The sequence below is a fragment of the Ruegeria sp. YTSA108 genome, from assembly GCF_059610185.1.
In genome coordinates this window covers 24,716-41,806 of record NZ_JBXWND010000015.1, presented here as the reverse complement: position 1 = coordinate 41,806, position 17,091 = coordinate 24,716, and the positions used below count along the sequence as shown (strand labels likewise).

16 protein-coding genes are annotated in these 17,091 nt (G+C 58.5%); 10 read left to right on the top strand and 6 right to left on the bottom strand.

The annotated features are described in order from the left end of the window. Nucleotides 1–43: 43 nt before the first annotated feature. The 3 genes from glpK to panB form a co-directional block, all read right to left on the bottom strand. Nucleotides 44–1,522, bottom strand: a complete 1,479-nt coding sequence (glpK, locus tag AC2FHW_RS17585; protein WP_142638598.1) for a glycerol kinase GlpK — start codon at nucleotides 1,520–1,522, stop codon at nucleotides 44–46. 69 nt (nucleotides 1,523–1,591) lie between these two features. After that, a complete protein-coding gene (gene panC / locus AC2FHW_RS17580) occupies nucleotides 1,592–2,434 on the bottom strand; it encodes a pantoate--beta-alanine ligase (RefSeq protein ID WP_496822344.1) in 843 nt (280 codons plus the stop codon). After that, a complete protein-coding gene (gene panB, locus AC2FHW_RS17575) occupies nucleotides 2,431–3,270 on the bottom strand; it encodes a 3-methyl-2-oxobutanoate hydroxymethyltransferase (RefSeq protein ID WP_496822342.1) in 840 nt (279 codons plus the stop codon). Before panB ends, panC begins: the two co-directional genes overlap by 4 nt. A gap of 170 nt (nucleotides 3,271–3,440) precedes the next feature. Here panB and AC2FHW_RS17570 point away from each other — a divergent pair, with 170 nt between their 5' ends. The 6 genes from AC2FHW_RS17570 to AC2FHW_RS17545 are packed head-to-tail and all read left to right on the top strand — an operon-like array spanning nucleotide 3,441 to nucleotide 10,854. Then, nucleotides 3,441–4,928: an ABC transporter substrate-binding protein gene (locus AC2FHW_RS17570; RefSeq protein WP_142638604.1), complete on the top strand. Its 1,488-nt coding sequence runs from the start codon at nucleotides 3,441–3,443 to the stop codon at nucleotides 4,926–4,928. A 27-nt stretch (nucleotides 4,929–4,955) separates the two neighbouring features. Then, nucleotides 4,956–5,975 carry a hypothetical protein gene (locus AC2FHW_RS17565; protein ID WP_496822340.1) on the top strand — a complete coding sequence of 340 codons (1,020 nt, stop codon included), beginning with the start codon at nucleotides 4,956–4,958 and terminating at the stop codon, nucleotides 5,973–5,975. A gap of 40 nt (nucleotides 5,976–6,015) precedes the next feature. Beyond that, nucleotides 6,016–6,963 (top strand): ABC transporter permease, encoded by a 948-nt coding sequence (locus AC2FHW_RS17560; protein ID WP_282027660.1) that lies wholly within the window; start codon nucleotides 6,016–6,018, stop codon nucleotides 6,961–6,963. Continuing rightward, the gene (locus AC2FHW_RS17555; RefSeq protein WP_142638610.1) at nucleotides 6,960–7,775 is read left to right on the top strand and encodes an ABC transporter permease; all 816 of its coding nucleotides are present in this window, start codon (nucleotides 6,960–6,962) and stop codon (nucleotides 7,773–7,775) included. The genes AC2FHW_RS17560 and AC2FHW_RS17555 overlap by 4 nt, the downstream gene beginning before the upstream one ends. Beyond that, nucleotides 7,772–9,370, top strand: coding sequence for an ABC transporter ATP-binding protein (locus AC2FHW_RS17550; protein WP_142638612.1), 1,599 nt, complete (start codon nucleotides 7,772–7,774; stop codon nucleotides 9,368–9,370). The genes AC2FHW_RS17555 and AC2FHW_RS17550 overlap by 4 nt, the downstream gene beginning before the upstream one ends. Nucleotides 9,371–9,402: 32 nt before the next feature. After that, nucleotides 9,403–10,854 (top strand): aldehyde dehydrogenase family protein, encoded by a 1,452-nt coding sequence (locus AC2FHW_RS17545; protein ID WP_496702509.1) that lies wholly within the window; start codon nucleotides 9,403–9,405, stop codon nucleotides 10,852–10,854. Nucleotides 10,855–10,857: 3 nt separating this feature from the next. Here the strand turns inward: AC2FHW_RS17545 and pncB are convergent, their stop codons facing one another. Next, nucleotides 10,858–12,150 carry a nicotinate phosphoribosyltransferase gene (gene pncB / locus AC2FHW_RS17540; protein WP_142638615.1) on the bottom strand — a complete coding sequence of 431 codons (1,293 nt, stop codon included), beginning with the start codon at nucleotides 12,148–12,150 and terminating at the stop codon, nucleotides 10,858–10,860. Nucleotides 12,151–12,315: 165 nt separating this feature from the next. Here pncB and AC2FHW_RS17535 point away from each other — a divergent pair, with 165 nt between their 5' ends. Further along, nucleotides 12,316–12,849, top strand: a complete 534-nt coding sequence (locus AC2FHW_RS17535; protein ID WP_282022091.1) for a hypothetical protein — start codon at nucleotides 12,316–12,318, stop codon at nucleotides 12,847–12,849. Here the strand turns inward: AC2FHW_RS17535 and pncA are convergent. Continuing rightward, a complete protein-coding gene (gene pncA / locus AC2FHW_RS17530; RefSeq protein ID WP_142638619.1) occupies nucleotides 12,846–13,439 on the bottom strand; it encodes a bifunctional nicotinamidase/pyrazinamidase in 594 nt (197 codons plus the stop codon). The two genes, AC2FHW_RS17535 and pncA, sit on opposite strands and share 4 nt — an antisense overlap. Nucleotides 13,440–13,535: 96 nt before the next feature. Here pncA and trhO point away from each other — a divergent pair, with 96 nt between their 5' ends. Together trhO and AC2FHW_RS17520 are read left to right on the top strand one after the other, a co-directional pair. Next, nucleotides 13,536–14,441 (top strand): oxygen-dependent tRNA uridine(34) hydroxylase TrhO, encoded by a 906-nt coding sequence (gene trhO / locus AC2FHW_RS17525; RefSeq protein ID WP_496694325.1) that lies wholly within the window; start codon nucleotides 13,536–13,538, stop codon nucleotides 14,439–14,441. A gap of 73 nt (nucleotides 14,442–14,514) precedes the next feature. Beyond that, entirely contained in the window at nucleotides 14,515–15,018 is a 504-nt protein-coding gene (locus AC2FHW_RS17520; protein WP_281973307.1) for a potassium channel family protein, read from the top strand. A 13-nt stretch (nucleotides 15,019–15,031) separates the two neighbouring features. On the opposite strand, the gene AC2FHW_RS17515 is transcribed toward AC2FHW_RS17520, so the two are convergent. Next, on the bottom strand, nucleotides 15,032–15,361 hold the full coding sequence (locus tag AC2FHW_RS17515; RefSeq protein WP_496690257.1) for a hypothetical protein: 330 nt from the start codon (nucleotides 15,359–15,361) through the stop codon (nucleotides 15,032–15,034). A gap of 166 nt (nucleotides 15,362–15,527) precedes the next feature. Here AC2FHW_RS17515 and betB point away from each other — a divergent pair, with 166 nt between their 5' ends. After that, nucleotides 15,528–16,982 (top strand): betaine-aldehyde dehydrogenase, encoded by a 1,455-nt coding sequence (gene betB, locus AC2FHW_RS17510; RefSeq protein WP_496822338.1) that lies wholly within the window; start codon nucleotides 15,528–15,530, stop codon nucleotides 16,980–16,982. Nucleotides 16,983–17,091: the final 109 nt, after the last annotated feature.

The window sequence follows — 17,091 nt, the reverse complement described above, 5'->3', positions numbered from 1 at the left end:
AGAACCCAACTTTGAACAAAGCAGAGCCCAAATGCGGCAGCGATCAGAACGCCATGGCCGCCTGAACAGCGCGTTGCCAGCGTGCATAGGCGGCATCGCGGTCATTTGCGGATAGTTTGGGTTCAAACCGGCGATCCAGCGCCCAGGTTTCTGCGAATTGTTGTTGATCAGGGTAGATGCCCGCGCGCATACCCGCCAGCCAGGCCGCGCCCAGAGCAGTGGTTTCCTGCATCACGGGTCGGTCGACCTCGGCGCCGAGGTAATCCGACAGGCCTTGCATCGCCCAATCAGATGCGCTGGCACCGCCGTCGACGCGTAAGATGACATCGGTATCTGCACCCCAGTCGCCCTGCATGGCATGCCAAAGGTCACGAGTCTGATAGGCGATGCTTTCCAGTGTTGCCTTGGCAAATTCTGCCCGCCCGGAATTGCGGGTCAGGCCAAAGACCGCGCCCCGACAATCTGGTTTCCAATAGGGCGCGCCCAATCCGGTAAATGCGGGCACCAGCACAACATGCTGGTTGGGGTCGGCCTGCTGCGCCAGCTCGCCGCTTTCCGGGGCGGTTTCGATGATCTGCAGCGCATCGCGCAGCCATTGCACCGCGGCCCCTGCGACAAAAATCGAACCCTCAAGCGCATAGGTTTTTTGCCCGTCCAACTGATAGGCAATCGTCGTCAGCAGGCGGTTCTTCGACGCGACCGGCTGTGGCCCGGTATTCAACAGCGCAAAACACCCCGTCCCATAGGTTGATTTCATCATGCCGGGCTGAAAACAGGCCTGCCCGATGGTCGCGGCCTGCTGATCGCCCGCAACACCCAGAATCGGGATATTTCCCCCAATCAGAGTCGTTTTTCCGAAATCCGAGGCGCAATCCTGTACCTCGGGCAGCATGGACATGGGCACATCCAACAGATCGCAGATCTCGGTGCTCCAACAGCCTTTGTGGATGTCGAACAGCAGTGTGCGGGCAGCGTTGGTGGCGTCTGTCACGTGGTTGCAGCCTTCGGTCAGGCGCCAGATCAGGAAACTGTCGATGGTGCCGAACAGTAGATCGCCTGCCTCGGCGCGGTCGCGGGCGCCGGGGACATTATCCAGTAGCCATTTGACTTTGGTGCCCGAAAAATACGGGTCCAGCAACAGCCCGGTCTGCTGGGTCACGTCATCCTCGCAACCGGCCTGCTTGTAGCGGGCGCAGATATCGGCGGTGCGTCGATCCTGCCAGACGATTGCGTTGTGGATAGGCTCGCCGGTCTGTTTATCCCAGACCACGGTTGTTTCACGCTGGTTGGTGATGCCGATACCGGCAATCTGATCGGGGGTTGCGCCAACGCTCTGCATCACCTCGCGGCAGACACGTAGGACGCTGTCCCAGATTTCCTCGGGATCGTGTTCGACCCAGCCTTCTTGTGGGAAATGCTGCGTGAATTCATGCTGCGCGGTGCCTGCCCGTTGCATGTCCGCGTCGAACAGAATGGCCCGTGATGATGTGGTGCCCTGATCAATGGCAAGAATATAGGTCACGCCTGCGCCCCCCTTCGCATTTGGTTTTGCGAGACTTTAGCGCAAACAGTCGGTTGCGTACCAGAGTGTTCAGACGGGAATATTGTCGATTAGACGCACTCCATCCGCCCAGGCCGCGGCAAACAGGCGGGCGGGTCGGTCGGCATGTGTCAGCGGGTTCAGAGATTCCGCACAGCGCAGTTGGATATATTCCACTTGTGTAAAACCTGCGGCCAAAAGATCGGTACTGGCCTGTGCTGCCAGTGTGTCGAACGGGGCGCCGTTCTTTAGCGCGTTGGCCAGATCCAGCATGATGCGGTGTTTGTGCGCTGCAATCTCCACCCCCTCGGGCGAGAGGCGCTGATTGCGCGAGGACATGGCCAGACCCGAGGGTTCACGCACCGTGGGGCAGCCGATCACTTCGATCGGGATATCCAGATCGCGCGCCATGCGGCGCACGACCAGCAGCTGTTGATAGTCTTTTTCCCCAAAATAGGCTCTGTCTGCCTGGGTTTGCAGGAACAGTTTGGCGACCACAGTTGCGACGCCATCGAAATGACCGGGGCGGAATTCGCCTTCCATCACATTGGTCAGGCCAGTTACAGATACGCTGGTGGCAAAGCCTTGCGGGTAGATCTCGTCCGGGTCCGGCACATAAATCGCATCAACGCCATAGGGCGCCAGTTTCTGAGCATCTTCGATTTCGGTGCGCGGATAATTGGCCAGATCCTCGGGGTTGTTAAACTGCTTTGGGTTCACGAAAATCGTCACGATAACTCGGTCGGTGCCATTTTTGGCCGCCTCAACCAGAGACAGATGCCCCGGATGCAACGCGCCCATAGTTGGGACGACGCCGATTGCCTCACCATTCTTGCGCCAGTTGGCGGTCAAGGCGCGCAGATCGGAGAGGCGACGCAGGATCGGAGCGGTCATTTAGCTGAGCCCTGTGACGGAGCCTGATCGGCAAAGACATGTTCATCGGCGGGGAAAGCGCGTGCGCGCACTTCGGCGGCGTACTCGGCTATAGCGGCCTCGGCCAGTGGCCCCAGCTCGGCATATCGTTTGACGAATTTCGGTTTGAAAGCGGTGAAAAAGCCGACCATGTCGTCCACCACAAGTATTTGCCCGTCACATTCGGCGGACGCGCCAATGCCGATAGTAGGGATGGCGACCTCGGCAGTGATTTGGTTGGCTAGACCCTGCGGAACCTTCTCTAACACAAGGGAAAAGGCGCCTGCATCAGCCACGGCATGGGCATCGGCCAGTACCGTCTGTGCCTGATCATCACGGCCCTGCACCTTGTAGCCGCCCAGCGTGTTGATCGACTGTGGGGTCAGGCCGATATGCGCCATCACCGGGATGCCGCGCTTGACCAGAAAGCGGATGGTTTCGGCCATTTCGACCCCACCCTCAAGCTTGACGGCACCGGCACCGGTTTCCGCCATCAGGCGGGCGGCATTGCGGAACGCCTGTGAGGGGCTTTCCTCGTAACTGGCAAAGGGCATGTCGATGACCATCATCGCCTTGTCCAGCCCGCGAGCAACAGCCTGACCATGCAGGATCATCATCTCCATCGTCACGCCAAGGGTGGATTCCAACCCGTGTAGCACCATGCCGACACTGTCACCGACCAGAACAAAGTCGCAATGATCATCCATCAGTCGGGCCATCGGAGTTGTATATGCGGTCAGACTGACCAGTGGCTCGCCACCTTTTCGGGCGCGAATATCCACGGCATTCGGGGCTCTTTTGCGGGCGGTGGCGCTCATGCTCGCTCCTCGCGGTTCATGTTGCGGTGCGGCATAGCAGATTGGGCCGGGCCAAAGATAGCCCGGTTGCGCGAACATTTCCTTGATTGACCTAAGGTTTAAAGGGACATTGGTCCGCAGACCGGTCCGCGACATGCAGGACCACGCAGTTTCAGTGGGGAGACAACGATATGACAAAGCAGATGTTTCGGTCTTTTGCATCGGCGCTGGCGATTGGAGCCAGTTTGATAGCCACCCAAGCCCTGGCCAAATCCGACATCACCATCGCAATGCAGCTTGAGCCGCCGCATCTGGACCCGACCAGCGCTGCGGCACAGGCCATCGATTCGGTTGTCTATACCAATATCTTCGAAGGTCTGACCCGGTTCATGGGCGACGGATCGGTCGTGCCCGGGCTGGCGGAAAGCTGGGAGATATCAGACGACGGCACCGTCTATACCTTTAAGCTGCGCGATGGTGTGACCTTCCACGATGGCACCACCATGGATGCCGAGGACGTCAAATTCAGCCTCGACCGGGCCCGCGCTGAAGACAGCGCCAATGCACAAAAGGCCCTGTTTGCCGGGATCGAAAGCGTTGAGGTCGTGGATCCGCTGACCGTCAAGGTCACCCTGTCAGGGCCAAACGGGAATTTCCTGTTCAATATGGCCTGGGGGGATGCGGTGATTGTCGCCCCCGAAAGCATAGAGGCGATCAAGACCAACCCGGTCGGCACCGGCGCGTTTGCCTTTGGGGACTGGGTGCAGGGGGACAGCATCACGCTGACGCGAAACCCCGACTATTGGGGTGATCAGCCCGCGTTAGAGTCTGCTACATTCAAGTTCATCTCGGACCCGACCGCCGCCTTTGCCGCCATGATGGCCGAGGATGTGGATGTGTTCGACATTTTCCCGGCGCCTGAGAACATGCCGCAGTTCGAGGCTGATCCGCGCTTTCAGGTGCTTGTCGGCTCGACCGAGGGTGAGACGATTCTGTCCACCAACAACAAGCAGCCGCCCTTTGACGACATCCGGGTGCGGCAGGCGCTGGCCCATGCCATCGACCGTCAGGCAATTATTGACGGCGCGATGTTCGGCTATGGCACGCCCATCGGAACGCATTTTGCCCCGCATAACCCGGCCTATGTCGATCTGACCGGCAATTCGGCGTATGACCCCAAGAAGGCCGCGCAGTTGCTGGCCGATGCGGGCTATGCCGAAGGGTTCAAGACCACTCTGCACCTGCCGCCGCCTTCTTATGCTCGCCGCGGAGGCGAGATCATCGCCGCGCAACTGGCCGAGGTCGGGATTGAGGCTGAAATCATCAATGTCGAATGGGCGCAGTGGCTGGAATCGGTGTTCAAGGGCAAGGATTTTGGTCTGACTATCGTCAGCCATACCGAGCCGATGGATATCGGCATCTATGCGCGGCCCGACTACTATTTCCAGTATGACAGCATCGACTTTCAGACGCTGATGGAGACGTTGAACGCCACCACCGACCCTGATGAGCGTACCCGCCTGTTGGGCGAAGCGCAGCGTCTGATCGCAAATGATTACGTCAACGGGTATCTGTTCCAGCTGGCCAAGCTTGGCGTTGCCAAGGCTGGCGTTCAGGGCCTTTGGGAAAACGCACCCACAGCGGCCATCGACCTGACCGCCATCAGTTGGGCGGAATAAGACCAGTTCCAGAGAGGAGACCGGCGCATGAGAAGATCAACCCTCGTTGCGTTGATGATTGCGGTTTTAGCCGTGATTGCGCCGGTCGCCAAAGGGGATACGCCGCTTGAACAGGCGGTGACACTGTGGCTGGAGGGCGATGATGAACGCGCTCTGCCACTGCTGGCAGAACTGGCGGCTGATGGCAACGCGCAGGCTCGTCTGCTGTTGGGGCGAATTGAAACCGCCGATCTTGGACCATCTCCGTTCCGCCAATCGCTGGGCCGAAAGGGTTCGCGCAAGCTGTTTCGTCAAAAAGACCTGACGGCCTTTGGCCGATCCTGGCTGTTGGTCGAGGCGAAAGGTGGAAATGAGCTTGCCCAAGCGCTGTTGGATGCCAAACGCCCCACACCAGACCCGAAGCTGATTGCACAGCTCAATGCGTTGGGAGAACATCAAGCTACGGACTACCCGACGCGAATCGTGGCGCTCTATGGCGATCCAGAAATGCGCGGCGATCTGTTGGCGGATGGGCAGCTGATGCAGGACCTCAAACCTTATCTGAGTTATCTGACGGTCGATCCCGAGCCGCGCGGCGACGGTCTGGCAGCGCTGCGCCACATTCAGCCTGATCCAGTTGACATGAATTCCGATCAGGCGCTGGGCATGGCGGGATTGCTGGCCCTGGGGCTGGGATATGGCGATCTGTCTGTGGACAATAGCTGGCGCCCGGCGGTGGAAAACTGGTTGATGACATCCCAGTCGACCCGCCCCATCGCGCAGCTCTGTTCTGACCAATGCGGGGCCGAGGCACCAAACTGCGCCTTTGCCTTCCTTGCCCTGTTTGGCGGCTATTTCGAGGTCATCCGCATCGACAGCCCGCTGGAAACGCTCATCCCGCAGGAGCAGTTTCTGGACAGTCCTCGCGCGCGCCTGATGGTCCTTCGTCGGGCGGCACTGGCCCGGACCGAGACAAATCTGGAAACGCTGGTGGACAGCGCACCCGCGGCGAAGCTTTCGACCTGCGCGACTGATTTGGTCCGGCAAGAGCAGCAGTCCTACAAGTAGCTGTTGCGTAGGCGCCGCTCGCACCCGTAACCTGTTTGTAATGCTACGCTATGCCCTCAAACGTCTGATTTCGCTGGTGATCAGCCTGGCTATCGCCTCGGTGGTCATTTTTGCAGTGATCGAGGTCGCGCCGGGCGATCCGGCATCCTTCATGCTTGGCGTCAACGCGCAGGCGGACACGCTGGCCGCGCTGCGGGCCGAGCTGGGGTTGGATGTGTCCAAACCGCAGCGCTATTTCAACTGGGTCAGCGGAATGCTGGTCGGGGATTTCGGCACTTCATACACCTATCGCACGCCGGTGTCGCAGATGATTGCGGACCGACTTTGGGTGTCGCTGCCGCTGGCGCTTTATGCACTGACCCTTTCAACCCTGATCGCCTTTCCCGCAGGGATTTACGCTGCTGCGCGCCGGGGGCGGCCCGGCGATGTGGCGGTCATGGGGGCCACACAGCTCGGCATCGCCGTGCCAAATTTCTGGTTTGCCATGATGCTGGTGCTGGTCTTTGCCATCAATCTGCGCTGGTTCAACGCTGGAGGGTTCGCAGGCTGGGACGATGGGTTTTGGACCGGTCTACACTCGCTGACCCTGCCAGCCATAGCGCTGGCTCTGCCACAGGCGGCGATTCTTGCAAGGGTCATGCGGTCGGCCCTGCTGGATATTCTGGGTGAGGATTTCATGCGCACCGCACGGGCCAAGGGCCTGTCCCGCCGACAGGCGCTGTGGCGTCACGGGGTGCGCAATGCGCTGATCCCGGTGTTGACCATCATCGGGCTGCAGTTTTCCTTTCTTCTGGCCGGGTCCATCATTATCGAACAGGTGTTTTACCTGCCCGGCCTCGGGCGGCTGGTGTTTCAAGCGATCTCGGCCCGCGATCTGATCGTGGTGGAATCCGTGGTCATGCTACTGGTTTTTGCAGTGATCACGGTGAATTTTCTGGTTGATCTCGCCTATGCCGCCGTTGACCCCCGTCTGAGGAGCAGGACATGAGCCGCAACCTCATCCTTGGTGCAGTGCTCTCCTCGCTGGTGGTCTTGGCGGCCGCACTTTCCTTTGTCTGGACGCCCTATGCGCACGCCGCGCTGAATATTCCCGCCAAGCTGCAACCACCCAACGCGCAGCACTGGTTTGGCACCGATCATTTTGGGCGGGACATGTTCTCAATGATCATGGTGGGTGCGCGCACTTCAATCGCTGTGGCCTTGGTGGCGGTGGGGATCGGCATGACATTGGGCGTGCCACTTGGTCTGGCGGCAGCGGCGCGCAAAGGCACGTGGCTGGATGAGGTGATCATGCGCGGCAACGATCTGGTTTTTGCTTTCCCGTCGTTGGTCATCGCCATCCTGATCACTGCCGTTTTCGGTGCCGGGGCGGTCAACGCCATCATTGCCATCGGTATCTTCAACATTCCGGTCTTTGCCCGTATCACCCGTGGCGCTGCGCTGTCCCTGTGGGAGCGAGAGTTCATCCTGGCCGCCCGGGTCTCGGGCAAGGGCGCGGCGCGGATATCGGCGGAACATATCATGCCTAATGTGGCGAACTTGCTGATCGTACAGGGCACCATCCAATTCAGCCTTGGCATTCTTGCCGAGGCGGGCCTGTCCTATGTCGGGTTGGGTGCGCAACCGCCTACGCCCAGTTGGGGCCGGATGTTGGCAGATGCGCAGACGATGGTCAGTTTTGCCCCGCATTTGGCTCTGATTCCGGGGCTTGCAATCATTGTCACTGTTTTGGGGCTGAACCTGCTGGGCGACGGTTTGCGGGATTGGCTGGACCCAAGAATACGGGTGGCGCGCGCATGAGCTTGCTGGAAATCGAAAATCTCAACCTGTCGATTCATGGCATGGACATCCTCAAACAGGTCAGCCTGTCTGTTGCGTCGGGTGAGATCGTCGCCGTCACCGGTGAAAGCGGTTCGGGCAAGTCCATGACGGCGTTGGCGGTGATGCAACTGCTGCCAAACGGTGCGGATGCCGCGGGCGCGATCCGGTTGGACGGGCTGGACCTGCTGAACTGTTCCGAGGATGAGATGTGCGCCCTGCGTGGCGCCTCGGTCGGGATGGTGTTTCAGGAACCCATGACCGCGCTCAACCCGGTCAAAACCATCGGGGATCAGGTGATGGAGACAATCCTGATCCACAAAGCCATGCCTACTGCACAGGCCCGGTCCCGTGCCGAAGAAGTGCTGACGCGCGTCGGCCTTCCGCCCGAAAGGTTCCCTCTGTCCAGGTATCCGCATGAGCTGTCCGGTGGTCAGCGTCAGCGCGTGGTGATCGCCATGGCCATCGCGTTGCGCCCAAGGTTGCTGATCGCGGACGAACCTACGACGGCGCTGGACGTCACTACGCAGGCGCAGATTCTAGACCTGCTCACGGGGTTGGTGCGCGAATACGACATGGGATTGCTAATGATCACCCATGATCTGGCGGTTGTGGCCGATATGGCCGACTGGATCATCGTCATGCGCTATGGCGAAGTCGTCGAGGCCGGCGCCACCGAACCCTTGCTGCGGAACATGCAGCACCCTTATACACGCATGCTGTTCCGGGCTTCGGGCCATCAGGTCAACCTGCCGGAACCCAAACCGACACAGCCTTTGCTTGAGGTTGCACAGGTGGTCCGGGATTACCGTTTGCCCCGAAAGGGCTTGTTTGATGCGCCGCGACACCACAGGGCTGTGGCTGGGGTCAGCTTTACACTGAACAAAGGCGAGCGCTTGGGCCTAGTCGGAGAGTCCGGGTGCGGAAAATCGACCCTAACACGGGCTATCCTGGGGCTGGAAGAGGTGCAGAGCGGCCAGATTCTGCTGGACGGGCAGCCAGTATTCACCGGGCACAAACCCAATCTGGCCGTCCGGCGTAAGATGCAGGTTGTGTTCCAGGACCCCTATGGCAGCTTCAACCCCCGACACCGGGTCACGCGCCTGATCACCGAGCCGTTTCACCTGCTCGAACATCCTCCAACCGGGTTCGAGCGGCAGGATCGGATCGCCGAGATTCTGACAGCCGTAGGTCTCAGCCCCGATGACGCGGGTCGGTATATTCACGAATTCTCGGGCGGGCAGAGGCAGCGTATTGCCATCGCCCGTGCCCTGATCATCCGGCCCGAGCTGATCCTGTTTGATGAGGCGGTCTCGGCCCTTGATGTTTCTGTCCGGGCGCAAATTCTGGATCTGCTGGCCGAGCTCTGCGCTGCTTATGACCTAACCTATCTGTTCATCAGCCATGATCTAAGCGTCGTGCGTACAATCACCGACCGGGTTTTGGTGATGCAGGCAGGGCAGATTGTCGAGCAGGGCGAGACGGAACAGGTCTTTTCCAACCCGCAGCACGTTTATACCCAAACTCTGATTGCCGCTGCACCTATCCTGCCGGATATCGGTCAGGATGTGGCGTAAACTTCAATGTTAGAGACGAAATGGAGCCTGACATGACCAACCCCTTGTGGTTCGATCCCAGCTTGTGCCTGATTGGCGGCGCATGGCAGCGCCCAGCCTCGCAGGCCGATCTGCCGCTGATCAACCCCTCGGACGGATCTGAACTTTGCCGGATCGCGCGCGGAGATGCCGGTGACATCGACGCAGCCGTGGCCGCGGCCCAAAAAGCGTTGGATGGGGACTGGGGCCGCAAATCCGCATTAGAGCGCGGGCGCATTCTGACCCGGTTGGGTCAGATGGTGCTGGAGCGTGTCGATGATCTGGCCGCGTTGGAAGCGATGGATGTCGGCAAACCCCTGACACAGGCGCGCGCCGATGCGGTGGCACTGGCGCGGTATTGTGAGTTTTACGGAGGCGCGGCGGATAAGGTGATGGGCGAAACGATCCCTTATCTGGATGGCTATACCGTCTATACCCTGCGTGAACCGCATGGTGTGACGGGCCACATTGTGCCGTGGAATTACCCTATGCAGATCATCGGCCGCTCTGTCGGGGCGGCTTTGGCGATGGGCAATGCCTGTGTGCTGAAACCAGCGGAAGAGGCCTGTTTGACCGCGCTTGCCTTTGCCCATCTGGCGCAGCAGGCCGGGTTGCCGGCGGGCGCTTTGAACGTGGTTCCGGGGCTGGGGGCCGAGGCCGGGGCGGCGCTGTCGGCGCATCCGGGGATTCAGCATGTGTCTTTCACCGGCTCCGTTGCCACCGGCGCGTTGGTGCAACAGGCCGCTGGGCATAACGTGGTGCCAGTGACGCTGGAGCTGGGCGGGAAATCCCCGCAGCTGGTGTTCGACGATGCAGATCTGGATGCGGCCCTGCCATTTCTGGTGAATGCGGGCGTTCAGAACGCAGGGCAGACCTGTTCGGCCTCCTCCCGCGTTCTGGTGCAACGCGGAGTGTATGAGCAGGTCAAATCGCGCATGGCCTCGGCCTATTCCGAGTTGACCGTTGGGCCCGCGTCCGAAGATTTGCGCCTGGGGCCCCTGATTTCAGCGCGCCAGAAGGACATCGTGACTGGATTTATCGACAAAGGCGCAGATCTGAATATCGTGGGCCAGGGGCCGATTGTTGGCCACGCACCCGAGACTGGCGCCTATGTGCAACCGACCCTGTTTGCCGACGTACCCCCTGATCATGTTTTGGCACAGGATGAGATTTTCGGCCCAGTCCAAGTGCTGATCCCCTTTGAGACCGAGGTAGAGGCCCTGCAGATCGCCAACTCCACCGATTACGGGCTGGTTGCCAGCATTTGGACACGCGATGGCGCGCGGCAGATGCGGCTGGCAAAGAAGTTGCGGTCGGGGCAGGTGTTTATCAACAATTACGGCGCTGGCGGCGGTGTGGAGCTGCCCTTTGGCGGTGTCGGGAAATCTGGCCATGGTCGCGAAAAAGGGTTCGAAGCGCTGTACGGGTTCTCACAGGTGAAAACGGTAGCTGCGTTCCATGGTTAGGGCCTAAACGATGACCTCGATTGGCTGTTGCACCCCGACGCCGAAGACACGTTTGTAGCGCTCAATCTGATCTGCCGGACCCATCGCTTTTTCCGGGTTGTCCGACAGTTTGACCGTCGGGCGACCATTGGCCGAAACCGCCTTGCAGACCAACGAGAAGGGTGCCAGCGCGTCATCGGGAACCAGCCCTCTGAAATCATTGGTCAGCAGCGTGCCCCAGCCGAAGGATACTTTGGTGCGGCCTGCAAACTGACTTTGCAGTTCGCGGATTTTGCCGACATCCAGACCGTCAGAAAAGATCACGCGTTTCTGTTTGGGATCCTCACCGCGCGATTGCCACCATTTGATCGCAGTTTCTGCACCGGTTGCCGGATCACCGCTGTCGATTCTGATGCCGGTCCATCCCGCCAACCAATCTGGCGCGTCGTCCAGAAAACCCTTGGTGCCATAGGTATCAGGCAGGATGATCCGTAGGTTGCCGTCATGTTCCTCGTGCCAATCGCTAAGCACGTCATAGGGTGCCTGCGCCAGTTTCTCATCAGTATCAGCCAGCGCAGAGTAAACCATGGGCAACTCGTGGGCATTGGTGCCGATGGCCTCGACCTCGCGCCGCATGGCGATCAGGCAGTTCGAGGTGCCGGTAAATGCAGGGCCCAGACCTTCGATCATGGCTTGGACGCACCAGTCCTGCCATAGAAAGGAATGCCGCCGTCTGGTGCCGAAATCGGCGATGCCCAGCCCCTGAATCCCTCGTAGATGTTCGATTTTCTCCCATACACGGGTCATCGCACGAGCATAGAGAATTTGTAGCTCGAACCGCCGCATCGCATTCAGCACCGAGCGGGATCGCAGCTCCATCAGGACTGCCAATGCAGGAATTTCCCACAGCATGACCTCGTGCCATTTGCCTTCAAAGGTCAATTCGTACTGATCACCTTTGCGTTCAAGGTGATAGGGCGGCAGTCGCAGGTTCTCGAACCACCCCATGAAATCCGAACGGAACATCTGACGTTTGCCATAGAAGGTATTGCCGCGCAGCCAAGTGCTTTCCCCCCGGCTCAGGCTGAGTGACCGAATGTGGTCCAGCTGTTCGCGCAGCTCTCCCTCATCAATCAATTCAGCCAATGGAATGTGATTCGACCGGTTAATAAGTGAAAACACCACATCCGTTTGGGGCTTATTTCGAAACACTGACTGGCACATCAGCAGTTTGTAGAAGTCTGTGTCGATTAAAGACCGGACAATCGGGTCAATCTTCCATTTGTGATTGTATACTCGCGTCGCAATATCGACCATTGGGAACTCCTGCGATTTCCGTTGTTAGATCAATAGGTGCGTGGAATGGCAAGAGTCGCTAAATTGATGACAATGACAAGGTCAAGTCACAATGCGAGCATATTGTGGGGTCTTTTCACCGGTTAGTGGAAAGAGGGGGATGGATAGTCGAGGTTTAGTTAGTGAATGGTTCTCGAGTACGACTTTGATATTGTAACGATCGCTTCGGGGGAAAACGATCCGGAGACGACCCCGTCAGGGGCGCAAAACGGACGCAAGGTGCGTGCGCTGTTTCGGAATGTGAAAACAGCCGATGCATTGCGGGCAGCGTCACCCAAAATACGCAAAATTTTTCATGATGCCGGTTTTGGTCTGGATTCGACGCGCAGCGAGATTACCCATGGATATTACCGTCCACAGGATACGGCGGACAGGGATCGCATTCTGCGAGCCTTGTTTCACAATATCCGGACGACGGGAGTCAAAGGCGAATATTGCGGCGAGTTTGATTTCCTGAAGTTCATGAACGATGTAAAAGCCGCCAAGCCGCGCGCCGGGTTGCCCAAAGAGGTTCCGATGTGGAAACCTAGGCCACAGCAGGCGGAATCGGTCGGACCAAAGCGCCGAACTGTACCAGGCCGGGTTGGGTTTGCTTTGGGGTTGGCGGTGATTATCTTTGCACTGCTCAAGTATCTGGCGGCTGCGGGGGCAACCCCTTAAATCAGCCGAACGCCAGCATCTTTCATCGCGGTCTCTGCCGAGGCCAATGACCCATCCAGATTAATTGCCCGGCAGGCTCTCATCTGAACTGACACGTCGAAACCCAGCCGCGCTGCGTCAACCGCAGAGTAGTAGACGCAGAAATCCGTGGCCAGTCCGACGAGTGTCAGTCTCTCGATTTCACGGGTGCGCAGATACCCTTCCAACCCGGTGGGCGTGGTCTGGTCGTTCTCAAAGAACGCCGAATAGCTATCGATGTTGCTGCGGAACCCTTTGCGCAGGATCAGATCGCCATCCGTACGCAGGTTCGCATGAAATGCTGCCCCATTTGTTCCCTGCACGCAGTGATCTGGCCACAAAACCTGAGGCCCATAAGGCATCTCGGTCATGTCATAGGGGTTTTTGCCCGCATGGCTGCTGGCAAAGGACGAATGCCCCGCAGGGTGCCAGTCTTGAGTCAGGATCACCGCGTCAAAATCTGGCATCATCGCGTTGATCGGAGCCACGATCTCATCTCCGCCGGGAACCGCCAACGCACCGCCGGGACAGAAATCGTTCTGAACATCGATCACAATAAGGGCATGGGTCATGGGGACCTCCTTCGGTTGCGTTATCGGTAGTGGGCGCGACAAGGGGCGTCAATCCGGTCTCTTGCGACTCTGTCCGCGCGGGTTTAGACCGCGCGCATGTATACGATCGCTGCTCTCTATCATTTCACCCGGTTCGCCAACCACGAAGCCCTTCGTGAGCCCTTGCTTGAGCTGTGCCGCGCGCAATCGGTCAAAGGGACGCTCTTGCTGGCACAGGAAGGGATCAATGGCACTATTGCCGGACCCCGCGCTGGCATTGACGCGGTTTTGGCCCATATCCGTGCGCTGCCCGGCTGTGCTGATCTGGAGTGGAAAGAGGCCACGTCTGACCAACCGCCATTTGGCAAGATCAAGGTACGCCTGAAAAAAGAGATCGTGACCATGGGCCAACCGGATATCGATCCGCGCGCCCGTGTCGGCAATTATGTCGAGCCCGAAGACTGGAATGATCTGATCCGCTCGGATGATGTGGTGGTGATCGACACCCGAAATGATTACGAGGTGGCAATCGGTACGTTTGAGGGCGCGTTAGACCCTGAAACAAGCAGTTTTCGTGAATTCCCCACCTGGTGGGAAGAAAACAAGGACCGGTTCCACAATAAGCGTGTGGCGATGTTTTGCACGGGTGGCATCCGGTGTGAGAAATCCACCAATTACCTGTTGGGTCAGGGGGTCGAGGATGTCTATCACCTGAAAGGTGGCATCTTGCGATACCTCGAGGAAATGCCCGTCGAGAACAGCACCTGGCAGGGCGAATGCTTTGTGTTCGACAACCGCGTATCTGTTGGGCATGGGCTGGTCGAAGGGCCGCACAACCTGTGCCATGGCTGCCGTCGCCCGATCCTTCCCGAGGATGTGAAACGTGCCGAATACGAACACGGCGTGTCCTGCCATCAATGCATAGAGGAAACCTCTGAGGTCGACAAAACCCGGTTCCGGGAACGTCAAAAACAGATCCTGCTGGCACGTCAGCGGGGACAGGAGCATCTGGGCGCAGACTGATTTGCTGAAATCTGGTTGCCACGCAGGACAGTCCACCGGATAATCCCGGAGATTTCAGCGCGTTGGAGGTTCCATGTCCCGAAAACCCACGACTTTGGAAGAATGGAAATCAACGCTGCTGGCGGCAGCCGCAATGGTGGTTGCCAGTTTCCTCGCATGGTTCGGTCTGTCCCGTCTGAGCGAGGGCACTGCAGGTGACACGATCGGTACGATCGCCTCTGTGGGGCTGGTTGTGTGGATGGTGTCTCAATCCTGGTTCTATATGACTCAGGTGAAATCACCGCGCCGCATTCTGTTTTTGATGGGTGTGTCCTTTATTCAGGTCGTTCCGTTCCTGTTCGCCGCTGCCTATGGCGCATTCGGGTACCAGGATAATTGCGTCATCGGGGCGCAAGGGCCCGCTGATATCCTGTATTTTTCTTATGTTACATTCACCACCGTTGGGTACGGCGATATGTCCCCAACCGGGCTGTGCCGCGCCCTGGCCGTGGCCGAGGCGGTGACCGGCTATATCCTACTGGGCCTGTTCGTCGCGGCGGCGGTGGCGTTGTATGCCCGCAATCATAGTCCGGATTAGGCTCTGATTTCGTCTATTTGTTTTGATCTATCCAACGCGACATCATCTGTTTGTCGCGAAAGCACTCCGACGGGATTGGGCGGCGTTTGCTGCGCGAGATACGTTCGGCAAAGGCAACCTGCTTGCCGGTCGGGTAATTTGCAAATGGCGAGGGATCATCAGGTTTGTGTTTGGAAATCCAGGCAGACATGGACTGACGGTCGCGCTGCGCCTCGACCGGAATCTCAAGTGCAGTTTGCTCCGCGATGGCGCGGGCATAGCGTATCTGCCGATCGGTGGCGGGCAGCAGGTGATAGTCGTTTGTCGGGCCGTGCGGGGCGGCGTTTCGCAATGAATGGGCCATCGGTTGATCCTCTGACTATGTAGAACATAAATAGAACATTAACCGAAAATTTCAAGCCGCGGCCTGTTGGAATTGGCAGGAAATCGCTCTGGATCAGTTTTATTGACTGCTGAGTCAATAAAATATAGATGCGGAGGAAACAGCTTCTGATCAGGGAATCCCCACAATGAGATTTCAGCCCAAGGCGAGCCATTTCATCAACGGTGAATATGTCGACGATACGACCGGAGCACCCATAGACGTGATCTACCCTGCAACAGGGGAAGTGATCGCACGGCTGCATTCTGCTACTCCGCAGATCATAGATCAGGCTCTAAACAGCGCAAAATCGGCACAGGCAGACTGGGCCGCGATGTCTGGGACCGAAAGGGGCCGTGTTCTGCGCCGCGCCGCGGACATCATGCGCGAACGCAATCGTGATCTGTCGATCATCGAAACCCACGATACTGGAAAACCGCTGCAGGAAACGTTGGTTGCCGACGCTACTAGCGGAGCCGATGCGTTGGAGTATTTCGGAGGTCTGGCGGCCTCGCTGACCGGCGAGCATATCCCGCTGGGTGGTGGGGATTTCGTATATACGATCCGTGAGGCGCTTGGGGTTTGCGTCGGAATCGGTGCGTGGAATTATCCAACCCAGATTGCCTGCTGGAAAGGCGCGCCTGCTTTGGCCTGCGGCAACACGATGGTATTCAAGCCTTCCGAGACCACGCCCTTGTCTGCTCTGCAAGTGGCCGAAATCCTGGTCGAGGCCGGGGCACCAAAGGGTGTCTATAACGTAATTCAGGGTTATGGCGATGTGGGCGCATCACTTGTGACGGACCCCCGTGTTGCCAAGGTCTCGCTGACCGGATCGGTACCGACAGGGCGCAAGGTTTATGCCGCGGCAGCCGATGGCATGAAGCATGTCACGATGGAACTAGGCGGCAAGTCCCCCATGATCGTGTTCGACGATGCGGATATCGAAAACGCCGTGTCTGGCGCCATTTTGGGGAATTTCTACTCTTCGGGTCAGGTCTGTTCCAACGGCACCCGCGTTTTTGTACACAAAGGCATCAAAGAAGCCTTCCTCGATCGCCTGTCCCAGCGTCTGGCGAATGTGAAAATCGGCAACCCGATGGATGAAGAGGTTAATTTCGGTCCGATGGTTAGCGAAAACCAGATGAATATCGCTCTGGGTTATGTTGAAAAAGGCAAGGCAGAAGGTGCGCGTTTGGTCTATGGCGGTGCGCGTATCGAAGGCGACGGGTTCTACATTCAGCCCGCCGTCTTTGCCGATGTGACCGATGACATGGCCATCGCGCGCGAGGAAATCTTCGGCCCGGTTATGTCAGTGTTGGATTTCGAAACCGAGGAAGAGGTGATGGCCCGCGCCAATAACACCGAATTCGGTCTGGCAGCCGGTGTGTTCACCAAAGATCTGACCCGAGCCCATCGTATCGCGGCCGCGTTCGAGGCGGGCAGCTGCTATATCAACACTTACAACCTCGCACCGGTTGAAGCCCCGTTTGGCGGGTCAAAAATGTCTGGGGTCGGGCGGGAAAACTCGAAATTGGCAATCAATCATTTCAGCGAGATGAAAACGGTTTATGTCTCGATGAATGACGTCGAGGCGCCTTACTGACTAAACCCACCAATTCAGGCTCTGTTCATGGGGTTTTCCCTCTGGAACAGAGCATTGGATGCCGCGGTTCGTCAGGAGATCAGCCCTGACTGGGTGGCCACCCTGAGTT

What these genes read in the sequence shown, in the direction of transcription:
- panC (WP_496822344.1), bottom strand. Translation starts at nt 2,434, where the DNA reads ATGACCGCTCCGATCCTGCGTCGCCTCTCCGATCTGCGCGCCTTGACC.
- panB (WP_496822342.1), bottom strand. Translation starts at nt 3,270, where the DNA reads ATGAGCGCCACCGCCCGCAAAAGAGCCCCGAATGCCGTGGATATTCGC.
- AC2FHW_RS17570 (WP_142638604.1), top strand. Translation starts at nt 3,441, where the DNA reads ATGACAAAGCAGATGTTTCGGTCTTTTGCATCGGCGCTGGCGATTGGA.
- AC2FHW_RS17565 (WP_496822340.1), top strand. Translation starts at nt 4,956, where the DNA reads ATGAGAAGATCAACCCTCGTTGCGTTGATGATTGCGGTTTTAGCCGTG.
- AC2FHW_RS17560 (WP_282027660.1), top strand. Translation starts at nt 6,016, where the DNA reads ATGCTACGCTATGCCCTCAAACGTCTGATTTCGCTGGTGATCAGCCTG.
- AC2FHW_RS17555 (WP_142638610.1), top strand. Translation starts at nt 6,960, where the DNA reads ATGAGCCGCAACCTCATCCTTGGTGCAGTGCTCTCCTCGCTGGTGGTC.
- AC2FHW_RS17550 (WP_142638612.1), top strand. Translation starts at nt 7,772, where the DNA reads ATGAGCTTGCTGGAAATCGAAAATCTCAACCTGTCGATTCATGGCATG.
- AC2FHW_RS17545 (WP_496702509.1), top strand. Translation starts at nt 9,403, where the DNA reads ATGACCAACCCCTTGTGGTTCGATCCCAGCTTGTGCCTGATTGGCGGC.
- pncB (WP_142638615.1), bottom strand. Translation starts at nt 12,150, where the DNA reads ATGGTCGATATTGCGACGCGAGTATACAATCACAAATGGAAGATTGAC.
- AC2FHW_RS17535 (WP_282022091.1), top strand. Translation starts at nt 12,316, where the DNA reads ATGGTTCTCGAGTACGACTTTGATATTGTAACGATCGCTTCGGGGGAA.
- pncA (WP_142638619.1), bottom strand. Translation starts at nt 13,439, where the DNA reads ATGACCCATGCCCTTATTGTGATCGATGTTCAGAACGATTTCTGTCCC.
- trhO (WP_496694325.1), top strand. Translation starts at nt 13,536, where the DNA reads ATGTATACGATCGCTGCTCTCTATCATTTCACCCGGTTCGCCAACCAC.
- AC2FHW_RS17520 (WP_281973307.1), top strand. Translation starts at nt 14,515, where the DNA reads ATGTCCCGAAAACCCACGACTTTGGAAGAATGGAAATCAACGCTGCTG.
- AC2FHW_RS17515 (WP_496690257.1), bottom strand. Translation starts at nt 15,361, where the DNA reads ATGGCCCATTCATTGCGAAACGCCGCCCCGCACGGCCCGACAAACGAC.
- betB (WP_496822338.1), top strand. Translation starts at nt 15,528, where the DNA reads ATGAGATTTCAGCCCAAGGCGAGCCATTTCATCAACGGTGAATATGTC.